The organism is Ruminiclostridium papyrosolvens DSM 2782 (genome assembly GCF_029318685.1).
GTDB lineage: Bacteria > Bacillota > Clostridia > Acetivibrionales > DSM-1351 > Ruminiclostridium > Ruminiclostridium papyrosolvens.
In genome coordinates, this window is the sequence record NZ_CP119677.1 from 4,284,890 (window position 1) to 4,301,542 (window position 16,653).

Here is a 16,653-nt window from a genome sequence, read left to right on the forward strand (position 1 = left end):
GCCTAGCATGTTCTATCGAGAGTAGTAATGTAAGCATTATTTACTAATGAATGCTTGAAGCATCCATCTATTAATGACATCTTAAAAGTTTTTGCGAAATATTCTTATTTTTCATTATATCCTGATATTTTGATGGATTTTCACTTTCTTTATAAATCTTCAATGCCTCATCAAAACATTTTATTGCCTCTGAAGCATTTATTTCAGGAGTTTTTAGCTTTGCTAATTCTACATATACCAGCCCCATATCATTTTCTACCTCGCCATAGTAAACAGGATACTTCTCTATTGTACATATCCGAAGAATGTTTTCAAAAGCTGTAATAGCTTTCTTCAAGTTATCTTCAGAGCCTGTACTTGCTCCTATATATTTATATATTTTAGCTTGTCCTTTCAGTACCATAGCATAGTCCAAAGGATCATTTTCAGCTGTAATAACTTTCATTGCTTCCCTATATGCCTCAAAAGCTTTACTGAAATAATCATCATGGCCTACTATAGCAAAATCAGAATAAGCATCACCTAAAGATATCTGTGCTTTTGCATAGTATAGCGGATAACCGTCAAGTGTACATATTTTCAGAACTTCTTTATATGCGTCTATTGCCTTAGTCAGATTTTCTTCATCTTTACTTATTTCAAAGCTCTTTTGAAAAACAGTTCCTAAATTATATTTTGCTATTGCAAAATTCATGGGATATGTTTCCATAGTTAAAATATTTAATGCCGACTCATATTCTTTCTGAGCCATAAGCAGGTTGTAATTCTGTTCCTTTAGTTCTGCCAAAAACAAATAAATATTCCCCAAATTATTATGAGCCAGTCCAAATCTGACAGGATATTTTTCAAATGTATAAATTCCGAGAGCCTTTTCAAAAGCATTAATGCCTTCCAAAGCACTTTCATCATTGTTCTTTACAGTGCATAAACAATAGCATGCATTACCAATGTTATTATATGTACCAGCATATTGATAAGGATATTTCTCAGGTGTAAACACCAAAAGAGCCTCCTTAAAACTTTCTATAGCACAGGATAAATTTTTTACCGGCTCGGCAATCTCCCACAAACTCATGTAAGACGTCCCCATTGCCAACTTAGCCGCTGCATAATCAAAGGGATATTTCTTAATGGTGAAAACCTTTAAAGCCTCCTGCAGTGCACTCAAGGATTCATTGATATTTTTCTCCTTATCCCGGACTATAGCCAACCCATTATAGGAATTGGCAATACATAGATTAATGTCTGCAGACAATCGAGGATATCGGGTAATTGTAATCGTCTCTAAAGCTTTCTTGTATGCACCTAGAGATTTATTCAGGTTTTCCTGAGTATCCTTAACTTCACTTAACTCATTATATGCTTTTCCTATTCTAGTATAATTCATAGCCAATTTAAATGTATTACTCTTGTCACCATTTAAAATTCTATTAAATATGTTTATTGCTTTAGTAAGGTTTTCTTCAGTATCTTCTATTTCTGCCAATTTCATATAACATGCTCCCAAATTGCCAATCATTGCTTTATAATAGTATGAATTTTGGTCAGCATCCAATGCCTGCAAAGCCTGATTAAGAGACTCTATTGCCTTGTGAGTATTTCCGATTAAATCCTTCTCATCCGTTAAACTATAAAATACGTTTGCTATGCCATTTTTAATCTTCGCAAAGTCAAAGGAGTTTCGCTCTTTATTAATAAATTTCAAAGCTTCTTCATATGCACTGTTTGCTCTCATAAGATTATCTTTGCTGTACATTACATAATTCATTGTTACATATGCATTTCCCGTTAAATATTGTAAATTTACATACTGCTCCGGATATTTTTCAGAAGTATATATCTTAAGAGCTTTACTAGAGGCATCCAGAGAGTACAAAAGGTTTTTTTCGGCATCCCTTACCATTGCAAGTTTCTCATAACCAATTCCCAGATACATCTGAGCACCTCCGTATATTTCTCTGTATTTATCCTCGGAACATACTTTTAATGCTTCCTCATCCAATGCTATGGCTTTAAGCAAATTTTCTTCCTTGTTTACAATCTCAGCCAGAAGCAAATATGCTCTGCTCATATTGATTTTTATCTGACCATATTCCAGTGGATTTTTTGTGCTTGAAACACTCTTTAATATTTCATCATATTTATATAACGCACCCATTATATTGTTGCTTTCTAAAAGTTTCCCTGCAACCTCCATCTCACCTTTTAACTTTTTAGGACTAAGAATTGTACAGACATCTGCAATATTTTCATTCCCAATTAATACAATACTGTCATTTGCTGAAAGCCTTATATCCCCTTCACCCTTACTCCAAATTTCTATTAGTCGTTTCTTTTCATTCCAAAAAGTCTGCATATCGATACAATTATCCAAAAAATCTAGTGGAACAAACATCTTCCCTTGTACAATAAATGTATCTGCCGAAAGAAACAAATGCCTCCCATTTAATTTAGCATCTTTACTTTCGGTTCCAATTACTATTTCTTTTTTTTGTTTGACTGCTATAACAGATTTAGTTTTACCATCCCACTTGACTTCAAACCCGAAAAGATTAAGAGATTCTTTAACCGGAATAAATACAGTATTCTTAACCATGCAAGAATATGTTTTAAACATTATAGGGGTGCCATTTACTTCTACATTATGTATCTCTGTGTAAGCCTTACAAACACTTACTTTAAATAAAAAAACAAAAATTACAACTGCAAATATTTTAAATTTGGAATATCTCATTGATTCATTTCCTCCTCATAAGCTTCTCTTTAGTTTTAAATTGTAATATTTTCCTGTAATAGCCTATTTAACTCAGCATAATCTGTTTTGTTAAATACTATAGCTGCTTTTTCAAACAATTCCTTTGCCTTTATTCGATTTTTGGTTTTCTCCTCCGTATTCCCCAACCACATGTATAAAATTCCCATTTTATAATTAGCCCAAGCGTATTTCACAGAAGAAGTATCGCTAGCGTAAATCTTTATACTTTCGTTGTATTCTTCAATAGCATTAACAAGATAGTCATGTCTGGATTTTATGTTAAAAAGATATGTATAGACTTCTCCTAGCGATTTGTGTATATTGGCATAATCCATCGGATAGCTTTCCAAATTTCTCACTTCCAGAGCTTCCTCAAAAATGCATTTAGCTTTCAATAGATTTTTTTCAGAATCGTCAATTAAAGAAAAATCTAAATACAAATTACCAAGCTTCAACATTAAATCAGCCCACTTATATGGACTAGAATCAATGCTGCAGGCCTTCGTTTGATTTTCATATTCACCCATTGCATCAATTAGTAATGGTCTTGCCGCTTCCTTATTCCCAAGAGCGATGAGCACTTTTGCTTTATTACATTCTATTGCAGCTTTACAGAGAATGTTTTCGTCTGACATCTCAAACTTTGCTGCTTCATCAAACATATCAAGGGCATGAAGAAGATAGGTTTTTTCATATGTTACTTTATATAAATTGGCATAGGCAAGTCCAAGATTATTATATAAGCTTTGGCAGTCTACAACTATATTATTGTTGTATATGCTCAAAGCTTTATGGTAAAACTCTATGGCTTTATTAAGATTTGTCTTTACATCCTTCGTCTCCGCCAAAGTGCTAAATGCATTTCCCATACTACTTAGTATATGGGCATATGTTTTGGGACTTTGTGTTTCTGATATATTATCAATAATCTCCCTATATCTTTGTAAAGCTTCTTCCTGATTTCCTCCATAGAGCAGCATATCTGCATGACTTATCATATCCTGAACTGTGTCAATACCATAGGGTTCATATATACTAACAATAAGTCCATCAGAAACTATAACGACATTTCCTTTACCACCTGTTTCCACTTTTTTCTTTTCACCATCGGATACTATTAATGTATTATTTCCTTTATCCCATACTACTTTAAGACCAAATTCTCCAGTAATAAATGTACTGCAAACATACGCTCTGTTGTTTATAAGAGCTACAGGTGCCTCAAGTTGAATTTTATAACAACAATCCACCAACACTGTGCTACTGCCTATCTTGAACACTGTTTTTTGTTTATTATTTTCAACTGTAACTGCATTATTTTGTGCGTTCCAGAAAACATTCCACCCAAGGGTTTCATAAAAATTTTTAATAGGAATAAAAGTAACACCATTAACAACTTTAGGTATAATACTTTTATTCATCTTTTCATTAACTTCAACTTTATTATTTTGACATTGCGCAATATCTATCCTCATTAGAGGATAACTAATTATTACCAATATAAACAAAAAAATTTTAAATCGTTTTTGTAGCATTATTTCTTCCCCCGATACAAAAGTAATTAGTGTACATTTACTATATTTTTATCCCCTATAACAAATACACCGCTACCATTAATTGTTATATTAGTTCCAGCTGCTATATCCTTCTTTTCACTTTCTGAATTATTTTGTGATTTGTTCTCTCCTTTTTTTACAGTCAGCTTATGTTCCTCCTCTACTTTCTTTTCTTGATTTTTTTTAGTACCTTGCTTTTTTACTTTCTTGTCTTTAGAGGTTACAGCACTTAAGCCTGAATTATTTTGTGTTATTCTTCCGTCCTTATTTACTGAAATATTTTTTGCTGTATCCTGTTCCTTTTTATTATTAACAGGAGGACTAATGTCTGAATCCATTTCATCATTCACATGTACATGAAGTTGGGTTGAATCAAGTTTTGGTTCCTTAGCTGCAGGTGATTCTTGAGGATCACCTGCATTTCTGCTTATAAATAAAAAAATACCTATTATGATGACTAATGTTAATTTAGCTATGTTTGATACATTTTTTTTCTTAACATTAAAAATACTAAAATTTCTTTTAGCTTTAGCAGCTGAATACTTTTCTGGTTCATTATCATTTACTCCCGGAGCTTTAATATTGTTATCAGTTAACTTCTCAGGTTTGCCTTCAGAAAATAAATTACAACAATCATTTGTCTGCTCCAAGTAACCCTGTCCGTTTATATCCTTAGATTCCTCATTCAAACTATATTCTTTCTTACGTTTATCATTAAAATAATTAACGCTATTAAAATGAGCAAAATCAAAAACCGCTATCATAAAATTTTCAAAATCTTTATTAGAATAATATTCTTTAATTTTTTCATATTTATTATTACTATTTGCGTTTTTAAAAAACCTTTCAACTATAACGCTCATTAGTTCATTTCGTTTTTGAATATCAATCGGAAATATGGAAACATCGTTATCCACAATGCTGCATAAATGTCGGATAATCTTATCGTTATACTTATAGTAAGCATTTACAGGTTTTTTACTATTATTTACAATTTTGCTGAACTGATCGTTTGATTCAGCATTAAACCCGGGGTCAGCACTCCAGTTACCCATCTCAAACAAGAAGTTATTATATTGTATATTTCTCCCGTTCTGATTCTGAAATTCTACAATAAACTTTACTAAATCGCCATATAACAGCTTTTCGTATATCATCATACTCACCCCTGTATGTTTCTGGTCAATTCAAGGTCAATTTATGGTCACTTAATTTCACTTCTCATATAAGATTTTTCATGTTAAATTAATCTTGCATTCCAAAATTAACCTTATTTGTATATATAAATCTTTTATTACATTATATAGTATATCAAATAAAAGCGTTAAAACAAATCTTTATAGGATTAATATGTAAGTAAACCCATGAGAATTAGCTAAAATATCCGTCCAATGTACACACATACTTATTAGAGAAAACTAATTATATAGATATCAATATGAATCTGAGTTTAAGGCTTCAAATAAAATACGAAGGAGGTGATTTACTATGCAAATTCAAAAAAAGCCTATTAGAGTTGCAGTAATTGATAGCGGCATCGACACGACTATTTCAGAATTAGACAAAAATGTATCAGTTTCCACCGGATTTATGATAAATACTAATGGATACATTACCGAATATCCTAATATAAAAACAAAGTATCAACATGGAACCATAGTGTCATTAATCATAAGGCATATATGCAGCAATGTGGAGTTTATAAGCATAAACATACTAAACGACAACATTTCAACAGACGGAAGGGTATTACTTTATGCCATGAGCAGAGCCTTTGATTACCAACCGGATATCATTCATATGAGTCTCGGCACTACAAAATGGAAATATAAAAGATACATAAGAAAGATAACTAAAGAAGCAGGACGGCAAAATATTTCCTTGGTTGCTGCTGTCAATAATCAAGGGAATATATCATACCCTGCTTATGTAAAAGGGGTGTTTGGTGTAAAAGGAGATAATTTCAAAGACATAACGCACTACAGCTATAGAGACGACTTCTTTTATGCACCGCTTAATGCTCCAGAAATACAAGGCTGTCACGGAAAGGATTTAAAGGACGCCGTCGGCACAAGCATGTCTGCAGCATACATTACCGGACATATAGCCAATATCAGGCTAAATATGGGGAATTTAAGCATTGAAAAAATAAAAAGCATACTTATATTAAATTCAATTGTGTGAGGAGTGGTAATCTTGAATAATGAAACAATAATGATGGGCAAGCTTTCTCCTGTATGGAATGAAGGCACTTCAAAATCAATTACATTTTGTGTTACCGAGGACTGCAATCTTGCGTGTAAATACTGCTACATGACAGGTAAAAACAGCAAAACAAAAATGTCTTTTGAGACTGCGAAAGCAGCTGTAGACTATATCCTATCAAATCGCAAAGAATTTCCGGAGCAATCCGTGGCATGGGACTTTATTGGTGGAGAGCCCTTTATGGAAATTGAACTCATTGATAAAATATGTGATTACATAAAGGAGCAAATGTATAACTTGGATCATCCATGGTTTAACAGTTACAGATTCAGCTTTTCCACAAACGGACTCCTTTATCACACGGACAAGGTTCAGCAATATATTAACAAAAATAAAAACCATTTATCAATAGGTATGAGTGTTGACGGAAATAAACTCAAACATGATCTTCAAAGGGTAAAGCCCAACGGCAGCGGTTCTTATGATGATATAGTAAAAAATGTACCACTCTGGCTTAAACAGTTTCCTAATAGCAGTACAAAAGCTACATTTTCTCATGATGACCTCCCTTATTTAAAGGATAGTATTATAAGCCTCTGGGATATAGGCATAAAAATCGTTGCGGCAAATGTTGTATTCGAGGATGTTTGGGAGGAAGGCGATGATGAAATCATTGAGAAACAGCTAAAAGAGCTTGCCGATTATGTAATTGAAAATAAAATGTGGAGTAAATATTCTGTACGTTTCTTTGATCCCAACATCGGGCATCCACTGACAGATGATGATAAAACCAAAAATTTTTGTGGTGCCGGCAGGATGCTGGCAATTGATTGCAAAGGCAACTTCTTTCCATGTATCAGATTTTACGATTTCAGCCTGAGTAACCGTAAGGGTATCATAATTGGAGACATAAATAATGGGATTGATTATGATAAGATAAGACCCTTTCTTGCATTAAGCCTTAAGTCACAAAGCAAACCGGAATGTGTTGACTGCAAAGTTGCTAGCGGATGCGCCTGGTGCCAGGGTTGTAACTATGATATGGCCGATACGTCAACAATATATCAAAGGGCGACATATAACTGCAAGCTACATAAAGCAACTGTAAGAGGCTGCAAATATTTCTGGGATAAGTTTGAAAAAACTACAGGAATTATGTCAGAAAGAAAAAAAGTAGAACTTACCCGAGGTATGCAAGCTCAAAACGATTTATCCGCAAAGTACATGCAGTTTATTACCTCAGATATTATTACACCCCACTGTTCTTATAGAAATACCAAAGAAACACATGAGGTTATGCCTCAGGATATTTTTGAAAAAGGAATTGTGTTCTGCCAAAAGAATGACTTTTTACCTGTAATGCTGGGAAAGCCCGACTATGTGGAGGGTAAATCAATAAATACTGATTTATACATTGACAGCGCCAGTTCCTGCTCTGATGCTATTATACCGGTTCATGACAATGAAATAACCAAATCCGAAGAATCCCACATAGCGATACTAATAGTTAATAAAGATAACATTAAGAACCTATTCGATTTTGTAGTAAACCTGTCCGGTAAAAATCAAAGGATAAACCTTATTCTTGAAGGTATTGAACATTGGAGTGATGAAGAAACAAAAGCCTATGGCAGTCAATTGGACATACTTATTCCATTTATAGCACAAACATATAAAAGCGGAGACTCACTTGAATTAAACGTTCTGACAGATTTATGGGAACTTAAATCAATGAGAAACTGTGAAGCAGGTGAACTTAGTTTCGCCCTTGCACCCAACGGTAAAATTTATGTATGTCCTGCATTCTATTTTGATGACCCGGATAATTTTGTCGGTACACTGGAAGAGGGTATACATATAAAAAATCCACAGCTGCTGGAACTTGAAAATGCACCTATATGCAGTGCCTGTGATGTATATAATTGCAGAAGATGCAAGTATCTAAACATGAAAATGACCAATGAAATTAATACCCCGTCCAAAATTCAATGCTTGATAAGTCATATTGAAAGAAAGAAATCCATGGAGCTTCAAAAGCTTATCAGGAAAAACTCCTCAGTTGAGTTTGAAAATATTCTTCAGGAAATATACTATATGGACCCTCTGGATAAATTATTGATGAAAGGAAGTGCTGCAAATGATTAATGAGAAGGTTGGTTTAGTTACACAAGAAGAAAAGAACAAAGTCCAAGAGCTTCATGAAAGGATCCTTGGATTAGAGGAATTGCTGATTTCTTTTAGTAATAAATCAAATATACAGGAAGCAAAAAATGAGTTGTACGAAAAAGTTGTTAAGGATATAGGAGAAACGAAACGAAAACTACAGGTATGGTGGGATGAAATGTATGAGAAATACAACTGGAAAACAGTGAAAAATGGCAACTGGCATATTGACTTCCTCACAAATGAATTTTTTTTAGAGTTCAATAATAATTAGTATTTTAAATATGCTAAATTTATGCCGACAGATAGACCACGTAATTATTAAACTAATAAGGGGTGATTAATATGAAATACTTGTTCTCCGTAAAAAATAACATAAACAATAAAATAGTACACGGCTGCGGTTATAACTGTACCGTCACTTGCTTTAATTTTTGCGGTGGAAATTGTGTGAGTGCAAGCTACACCAGCTAAATTCACACGGACTGATAGCCTTATAGGAAAAATTCATTTAAGGAGGTGATATCATGAAATATTTGTTTTCAGCAAAGAAAATCAAGAATGCCCAGAAGGATGTAAAAGCTTACTGTTATTCAGGATGTACAGCAACTTGTGCTCTCAATTGCGCAACCGGCTGCAGAACTCATTGTGGCAGCGGCTGTTCAGGTGGTTGTCAGTATACCTCCTACCCTACTTAAGTTGTATAAATTATTATAAGAGGTGTAGCAATATGCTCCTGCATCGCCCCGACTAAATTAATGCATATTTTATAAAAACCAGCTATTTTGTTATATAAGAACTTTCACTGTTTAATATGTACATATTGAGGTTTTATCTATTTGTCGGCATATTTTATTAAAAAGCAGCCGGGAATTAGCGGTTAAAAGCCACTAATTTCTGACTGCTTTTCATTCTTTCAATTGTTTCATCTAAAGAAATACATTCTGCATATCTTCCATTCCACATATGTTCATTATGATATCTGTAGCTTTGTTCTGCTGACATAAATTTATTATTCACAGTTGTGTTTGTATATGCCGGAATTATCATATTAAATCCATGCTCAAATCCGCATTTTATAGTAGCATCAATACAGTAATCTGTTTGAAGTCCTGCAACAATTATATCTTTTTCATCCTTGCTTATTAAATATTCTAATAAGCCTGTCTCTCTAAAAGCACTATTTACATTTTTATCGAATATTTTTTCATCATTTATTGGCTGAAACCCTTCATATATTTCAAACCCATCTGTTCCTTTTGTTAGTGCATTTCCTGCTCCATCATCATGACGCACATATATTACTTCAATACTATTTTCTCTAGCCGCTTGTATTATTTTTTTCACATTAGATACAAACATATCAAATTCATATAATTCCTTATTTGTTATCAGCTTTTGTGTATCAACTATTAGTAAAACCATTATTGTCTCCTTCTATAATTAATTCTATTTTTCTGTTTAGTAGTTAAAACTCCCCAAATTGACATGCCCACAGCCATTATGCTTGAATAAATTACAAACAATAAATACGGAATTATACTCCCTTGGTTATACTCAGGGTTTATCATAAATAAATTAAAGAAAAGGTTACCCGTAAAATGCCAAATTGAGGCTGGGATAATATTCCCATCAGATTTTTTTGTAATCCAGAAGTATGCAACACTATCCTCTATGCATCCAATCATAAACAGAATCATAGGTGCAGAGAATACTCCTGCTAAAATGAAATGATAGTGCCAAAGCGACCATATTATACCTAATATGATTGGAGTAGTTATATAGCCGAAATACTTATTCAATTCATTTTGTAAAAAACCTCTCCAACCAAGTTCTTCAGCAATTAACGCCCACAAAATTATTACGATTTGCATTGGTGTAATTATTTTTATAAAAGATACATCAATAAAAAGCAGTACTGATAATTTTGTGATAAATAGAACAGTTATTGGCAATATCAATGCTAAGCCCCAATATCCTATTTTAATATTTTCACAATAACACTTTTTGAATAGGGACTTTATGCCGCTGCTTCGAGTAAATATCATTGTTGTTATAATTGCCGCAATTGACGGTGTCATCGCCTCTACTCCATACAAAATAAAGTAAAAGCAACCTGATTTAAACATTACGAAATTTTTCGTCAACAAAACACATACTAATGGCAACCCAAATGAAAAACTTAAAAATACTGCAATTAGTTTTTTTGTACCATCAACTTTCATATTTGCATCCTTTTAAATTGCCAGTATCCACAGAAAATCTTTGTTTGTAGTCAATGAGGCAATACACATCTTATTTATAATACTATCAAAATAATATAGTTTAGGTTAACCATAGTCAATAAAATTGTTGGTTTTATCTACTGATTTACAAATATATTGTAGCAAATATAATCAAAAGAATTATTGGTTCTATATATTTGATTGCTGTATTCTTCTTCACGGCCAAATATTTAAGTGAAATTATTATAAGTACATTGACTACTATTAAAAGGGAAGCAAATTCTGGCAGCGCCAGTTTTGTAAAAAAAGCTGTTGTAAATAGTACTATATTGACAGCAACATAAGTTATTCCCAATGTTGAATTAGTTATATATTTATCAGAAATCGGGATATATAATCCCTTGCTCTTTTTATCCATGATTTGAATTATAGGTTTTTTAAATATATTAAGTAAACTTGTAATTCCTATAGTATATAAAAATACATATAAATATTTGTTCTCTTCTAAAAAAAAGACTCCCAAAATAAATAGTGCAAATGAATATAGAAATTCTATTTTTGATTTTCTGAATATAACCAGCATCGCTTTTACAAATAGTATTTGCTTGGTATTATCAGCTTTTTTTAATAGTGTAATAGAAGTTTTATTGTAGGACTTTTTTTGATTGTATGTTAAAGAAAGCATCTGCATTCTTGCCATATCATTTTTACAGGCATTAATTTGTGCAAGATATGAAATTTTCATATCACTATAATATTTGTCCCAGTTAATCTTTAGTTTATGTACTAAATAATAAATTTCATAAATTAACAAAACAGTTCCTATAATAGAAATTATAATAGTTTGGTTAACAAATAATAAAATCATTAATACTAAATAGGAACTAACTAAAAAAATGTAATTTTTAAAGTCGCCGTTATACCTTATCCAAGAAATAAAATATCCGCTTACAGATATTAGAAAATACGAATAAATTAATAAAAAATACTGTACATAAGTATTCCACTCTGTCTCTTGAATAAGCATTATTGTCAAACACATTAAAATACATTTTATAATAATGGCTACATATTTTTGCTTAATCAAGCGATGAATTTGATTAGTATTAAGGGTCATAAAAATAATTGGCCCGGAAATTCTTACTGAAGGAAGATATTCAAAGACCTTATACAGTAAAAAACTTGCTACTAATGTCTTTACCAGTAAAGGATTCACTGAGTTCAATGAAAGTTCTATTTTAAGATATGATAACGTACCAATGGCTAAAATCGGTATAAAATAGAAATACCATAGATTCCGACTAAAGGTTAAAAATAATCTGAATTTTTCTTTAAATAGCATTAATGTCATATGTGACCTCTTTGATTAACTAAATCAATAAAGATACTCTCCAAAGAATTCTTTGAAGATTTGCTTAAATCCAGTAATTCCTTTTTAGTACCTTCAGCTACCAGCATACCTCTATTAATAAAAATAAAGGAGTCACAAATTGTTTCTGCTAAATCCAACATATGTGTAGAAAGCAAAATAGTTTTTCCCTCATCTCTTAATGATATCAGCAAATTCTTAAACTCATTAATTTGTTCAGGATCTAATCCATTAAAAGGCTCATCAGCAATTAATAAATCAAAACCTCTAAGAATAGAAAAAACTATCATCATTTTCTGTTGATTCCCTTTTGATAATTGTGAAGGGAAATTATTAAAGTACTCTGAAATTTTAAATCTATCGGATAATTCTAATATTTTATTTTTGTCTGACTTATAAATTTTACACAGAAACAGTAAATTTTCATATAAAGTAAGCTCTTCAAAATAAACCGGTTCGTCAGGGATATATGAAACGGGATATTCACTCAGCTTAGATATATTCTTACCATCTAACAGAATTTCTCCCGAATCAGGTTCAAGCAGTTTTACCACATTCTTTATTATGGTGGTTTTTCCAGCTCCGTTACTGCCTATCAAACCAACAATACTCGATTTTTTAATTGAAAAGCTAATATTCTTTAAAGCTTGAAATTCACCATAATATTTAGATAGATTCTTTACTTCTATCATGCCCTGCCTCCGGTTTGTATGGTTTGTAGAAAATCAATTCACAGGTTGTAAAACTCCTGTTCTGTCATCATAGAATTTATTTGTATCAACTCCATCCATCACAATAACTCCATGTACTGACCCTGTTGTGGTTGGGTCTTTCCATGACCACACAAGATCTCCCTTTGAAGTAAACTCCAAAAGCTGAACTCCGTTTGAGCTGTCTCCTGAATTATGCCCTGTCCAATTGCTTATGACAATATTTCCATTCTTCAAAACCTGAATTCCTCCAAAGAAATTGTAATTCAGATTGCTTTCAGGTGCAGGATTTCCGCCAAACTTCTTAACCAGATTTCCATTTACATCAAAAATACCTGCATATACACTGTATCCGTTGGATATTAGCAGTTCTCCATTAGGACGTTCAAGTATCTGATAAACATTAGTTGTATTAGGAATAGATATCTTCCTGTAGATTTTACCTGTCATATCTGCTTCAACCGCCGTATTGGCCCCTCCAAAAAGTAATGTGTTTTTAGAAGAAAACCTCATTAGTCTTAAATCTCTTAGCCCGCTGAATGTCGCTGTTTTAACTGCCTTATCATTTGCATCCAGCTCAGTTATTACAAATCCGTTATTGGCACTATTGGTGCAGCCAATGAATGTATGTCCATCAGTTGTCCTTCTGACTGATTGGGTATTTGCATATGCCGAATTATGAAATTCCTTGAGCAGCTTTTTGGTAGCCAAATTATAGATATAGTATCCGTCGCCTCCACTTAGTAATAGCTGCTGATTGCCTATCAGCTGGTAATCTCGGCAACGATAAGGCAAGCTTATGTTCCAGTTTTTTGTAGAATCGTTCTGATCCACAAAATGCAATTGCGACCTTGCCTCATCATTAACTATGAAACTGTGTCGTATTGGTACTGGAGTAATTGTAGGGTAACTTGCACTTGTAGTGTTAAAATGGTTTGCTACAATTAATATATCGCTCATGTTGACTACATTGTCCTTGTTAAGGTCGTGAAGAGCTTGGTATCTTCCATCACCTGAGGAGCTGTTAAAGGATTTGGTGATTTCGGCTGCATCCAACGTATTTATGAATCCATCCTGATTTATATCACCTGCCCACATATTAATAGGAGCTTCAGGTGTGCTAATTTGAAGGCTGTCTGAGATATTGCCTATTTGAATTATTCTTGACAGATATTGATTCTTCGATATGTTCAAGCTAAGGTTAGTAGCCGTAGTATTAATGCCCGCTATATAGAAATACCCATCTGAATCAGTTGTTGCAGTCTTGCCCGTTCCTTGAAGGGTAACTGTAAATCCGGCCTTAGAACCTTCAGCTTCGGGTATAACGTATCCATATATTTTATAACTGGGTGGTAAAACTTCTGCCCGAACAGTTTGAAAGCCGGCCGCTGCAAATGTATTGCAGATGAGTGAAATAACCAAAGCTAATAATAGCTTCCACTTACTTCTTAACATTATTAAATCCCCCTTGTTCTTACTATTTTGCCTTCTTTATTAATATCTCGAATTACTTCCCATTACAGGGAAACTATTAATAATCCCCAGCAAGTATTTCTTGATTAATGAAAAATCCAGTGCGGTTATTTGACCATCTCCATCAACGTCAGCAGCCAGTCTGCCGTTTGTAGCAGGAAAATCGCTAATCTTGCCCAGCAAATACTGTTTCATTAATGAATAATCTATAGCGTCGATTATATTGCTTCCATCAACATCACCATACATTATAGCTTCGGAGGCAGACAGTTGTTCAGGTTGTATTATCGTACACTCTCTTACCTCTTTGTTATCCCAATCATAAATACTAACGCCTTTATCAGCACCCGGCATGGTGGGCGTTTGATCGAACGCAATGCTTGTACTATTCACCTGCAATACCTTGAATTTTATTACTGCTGCCGACCCTGTTCTTTCAGTCATTCCACTTTTTCTATATGTATCAAGTCCAAGATATGCCTTTCCAAAATTTAGAATTCCTTTATTCAAGTCATTTGTAGCTACTCCAAATGGTATGAAGTTGTCATTTTTTAAAAGGGTTCCATTATCGGGCACTGTACTTGTCCCATAAGCAGAAACCGTACCTTCTGCCGATACCTTTACGGGCTGCAAAATAGCAGGATTATAAGTCATGTTAATCTGATACCCTGCAAAGTTTGTGATTTCACTTACTTTGACTGTTGCGGTGATTATTTGGCCCACTGAAGTAATACCTGCTGTGTCAAAGTCAACCGTAACAGCCCCCGTGTCTGCAGCTGATACAAAACCAACAGAAGCCATCAATGTAAAAATTAATGACAGAACCAGTATAAAACAACACTTTTTCATTTTCTTCCCCCCAATATATACTAACCCGAAATTTCATGTATGCCAGCGACAACTTTTGTCTGCAAATATTCATCCTTTTAATTACTTATATAGAAACATTTTACTACCGCAGATACAATGTTACAACTTTTTTATTATAAATAACTAAATGGTAAATAATAATGGAGAAATGAAAATCCCTATTTACTTAGTTTCACATTTTTTTGGCATTAAGCTCAAAATTAACATAATCAGCGCAAGGGGAATCATGACTTTATCCAGATATCCCCCCGGCGGTGTTCCGGCATTGGCTTCGAAAACAAGTGGCTTCATTACGCCAAGCAATACCCTGAAACAATATTCAAGGAATAATAAAATATACATAAAAGGAAGCAGAGATTTATACCTTATACTAACCAGTAATTGGACGAATGATAAAATTAGTTGACTTGAACCCCAAAGTGCAAAAACGAAAATAATATTCTTCCCACCTTGTGACAAGTCAATATGAGCAATACTTCCCGCTCCGCCATCGGGTAAAAAAAAGTGGATACAGCTTCTCACAGTACTTATAAGCGAATAAATAACAAATACATAAACAGCAATCCCATAACCCTTGTAATCATTATTAATATTTTTAGGAAAGATTTTTGTAATCATGTTTTTCATAAGTTTTTTCTCCCTTTCAATATGCTACTACAAATAATTAAGATACACTTGTACTTTATTTATTGAAATGATATCATATATGTATCTAATTATCCACATTTTGAAGCAATGTGGAACAGGAGAAGTAAAAATGTATCATATTTCTGACGACAAGCGTTCAAGAGAAAGCAGCCAATGGATTTATGAAGCTCTTGAGCAGTTAATGACAAAATTACCTTATGAAAAGATAAGAATAACAGATATCTGTAAAAAAGCGAAAGTTGGACGAGTGACTTTTTACAGACACTACGATACAATTGATGACATATTGCGAAAAAAGTGTGACGACAAATTTAGAGATTTACTGGTTTATTTGAAGGAGTACTCAGATGCTCAAAAAATGGCAGCAAAAACCTTTCTGGTACCTTTTCTGAGATTCTGGTATGTTAACCCAACTATTATAAGAATAATATTCTTGGCAAACAAGGACTTTATTATTAATGAATCAATTGAGAAAATTCTCGCTCCTATTGAAAAACTATATTTTGAACATCAAGAAAACAGGTACGACAGTTACTTTTCTTCTGTAAAATATGCTGTCAGCATCACTGTTTTGAAGGAATGGTTTAAAAATGACATGAATCTGGCTCCGGACGATTTGTCAATCGGTTTGCTGGAATATCTGAAAACCCTACTTAATGAAAGCATCCAATAATAATCA

Annotated in this window: 15 protein-coding genes; 5 read left to right on the forward strand and 10 right to left on the reverse strand. The window is 33.1% G+C overall.

Annotated features, from left to right (window positions below; all coding sequences use genetic code 11):
- Nucleotides 1-70: 70 nt before the first annotated feature.
- The 3 genes from P0092_RS18870 to P0092_RS18880 all read right to left on the reverse strand — a co-directional run bounded on the left by P0092_RS18870 (nucleotide 71) and on the right by P0092_RS18880 (nucleotide 5,228).
- Complete coding sequence (locus P0092_RS18870; RefSeq protein WP_004620483.1) at nucleotides 71-2,734, reverse strand: stalk domain-containing protein; 2,664 nt, start codon at nucleotides 2,732-2,734, stop codon at nucleotides 71-73.
- A gap of 35 nt (nucleotides 2,735-2,769) precedes the next feature.
- Nucleotides 2,770-4,230 carry a copper amine oxidase N-terminal domain-containing protein gene (locus tag P0092_RS18875; protein WP_276186994.1) on the reverse strand — a complete coding sequence of 487 codons (1,461 nt, stop codon included), beginning with the start codon at nucleotides 4,228-4,230 and terminating at the stop codon, nucleotides 2,770-2,772.
- Nucleotides 4,231-4,316: 86 nt separating this feature from the next.
- A complete protein-coding gene (locus P0092_RS18880; RefSeq protein ID WP_276186995.1) occupies nucleotides 4,317-5,228 on the reverse strand; it encodes a hypothetical protein in 912 nt (303 codons plus the stop codon).
- 571 nt (nucleotides 5,229-5,799) lie between these two features.
- Between P0092_RS18880 and P0092_RS18885 the strand changes: the two genes are divergently transcribed.
- The 4 genes from P0092_RS18885 (at nucleotide 5,800) to P0092_RS18900 (ending at nucleotide 9,377) form a co-directional block, all read left to right on the forward strand.
- Nucleotides 5,800-6,495: a S8 family serine peptidase gene (locus tag P0092_RS18885; RefSeq protein ID WP_004620474.1), complete on the forward strand. Its 696-nt coding sequence runs from the start codon at nucleotides 5,800-5,802 to the stop codon at nucleotides 6,493-6,495.
- Nucleotides 6,496-6,498: 3 nt separating this feature from the next.
- Complete coding sequence (locus P0092_RS18890; RefSeq protein WP_242831777.1) at nucleotides 6,499-8,661, forward strand: radical SAM peptide maturase, CXXX-repeat target family; 2,163 nt, start codon at nucleotides 6,499-6,501, stop codon at nucleotides 8,659-8,661.
- On the forward strand, nucleotides 8,654-8,953 hold the full coding sequence (locus P0092_RS18895; protein WP_004620470.1) for a CXXX repeat peptide modification system protein: 300 nt from the start codon (nucleotides 8,654-8,656) through the stop codon (nucleotides 8,951-8,953). The genes P0092_RS18890 and P0092_RS18895 overlap by 8 nt, the downstream gene beginning before the upstream one ends.
- A gap of 253 nt (nucleotides 8,954-9,206) precedes the next feature.
- Nucleotides 9,207-9,377 (forward strand): AC3_0185 family rSAM-modified Cys-rich RiPP, encoded by a 171-nt coding sequence (locus tag P0092_RS18900; RefSeq protein ID WP_004620468.1) that lies wholly within the window; start codon nucleotides 9,207-9,209, stop codon nucleotides 9,375-9,377.
- A 175-nt stretch (nucleotides 9,378-9,552) separates the two neighbouring features.
- Here the strand turns inward: P0092_RS18900 and P0092_RS18905 are convergent, their stop codons facing one another.
- The 7 genes from P0092_RS18905 to P0092_RS18935 form a co-directional block, all read right to left on the reverse strand.
- A complete protein-coding gene (locus P0092_RS18905; RefSeq protein ID WP_004620465.1) occupies nucleotides 9,553-10,104 on the reverse strand; it encodes a cysteine hydrolase family protein in 552 nt (183 codons plus the stop codon).
- Nucleotides 10,104-10,904: a CPBP family intramembrane glutamic endopeptidase gene (locus P0092_RS18910; protein ID WP_004620463.1), complete on the reverse strand. Its 801-nt coding sequence runs from the start codon at nucleotides 10,902-10,904 to the stop codon at nucleotides 10,104-10,106. The genes P0092_RS18905 and P0092_RS18910 overlap by 1 nt, the downstream gene beginning before the upstream one ends.
- A gap of 145 nt (nucleotides 10,905-11,049) precedes the next feature.
- Nucleotides 11,050-12,255 carry a hypothetical protein gene (locus P0092_RS18915; RefSeq protein ID WP_276186996.1) on the reverse strand — a complete coding sequence of 402 codons (1,206 nt, stop codon included), beginning with the start codon at nucleotides 12,253-12,255 and terminating at the stop codon, nucleotides 11,050-11,052.
- Complete coding sequence (locus P0092_RS18920; protein ID WP_004620456.1) at nucleotides 12,252-12,965, reverse strand: ABC transporter ATP-binding protein; 714 nt, start codon at nucleotides 12,963-12,965, stop codon at nucleotides 12,252-12,254. The genes P0092_RS18915 and P0092_RS18920 overlap by 4 nt, the downstream gene beginning before the upstream one ends.
- Nucleotides 12,966-12,998: 33 nt before the next feature.
- Nucleotides 12,999-14,438 carry a dockerin type I domain-containing protein gene (locus P0092_RS18925; protein ID WP_004620454.1) on the reverse strand — a complete coding sequence of 480 codons (1,440 nt, stop codon included), beginning with the start codon at nucleotides 14,436-14,438 and terminating at the stop codon, nucleotides 12,999-13,001.
- 39 nt (nucleotides 14,439-14,477) lie between these two features.
- Nucleotides 14,478-15,305 (reverse strand): dockerin type I domain-containing protein, encoded by an 828-nt coding sequence (locus P0092_RS18930; protein ID WP_004620452.1) that lies wholly within the window; start codon nucleotides 15,303-15,305, stop codon nucleotides 14,478-14,480.
- Nucleotides 15,306-15,488: 183 nt separating this feature from the next.
- A complete protein-coding gene (locus P0092_RS18935; protein WP_004620451.1) occupies nucleotides 15,489-15,953 on the reverse strand; it encodes a hypothetical protein in 465 nt (154 codons plus the stop codon).
- A 130-nt stretch (nucleotides 15,954-16,083) separates the two neighbouring features.
- On the opposite strand from P0092_RS18935, the gene P0092_RS18940 reads away from it, so the two are divergent.
- Nucleotides 16,084-16,647 carry a TetR/AcrR family transcriptional regulator gene (locus P0092_RS18940; RefSeq protein WP_004620448.1) on the forward strand — a complete coding sequence of 188 codons (564 nt, stop codon included), beginning with the start codon at nucleotides 16,084-16,086 and terminating at the stop codon, nucleotides 16,645-16,647.
- The last annotated feature ends 6 nt before the right edge of the window (nucleotides 16,648-16,653 follow it).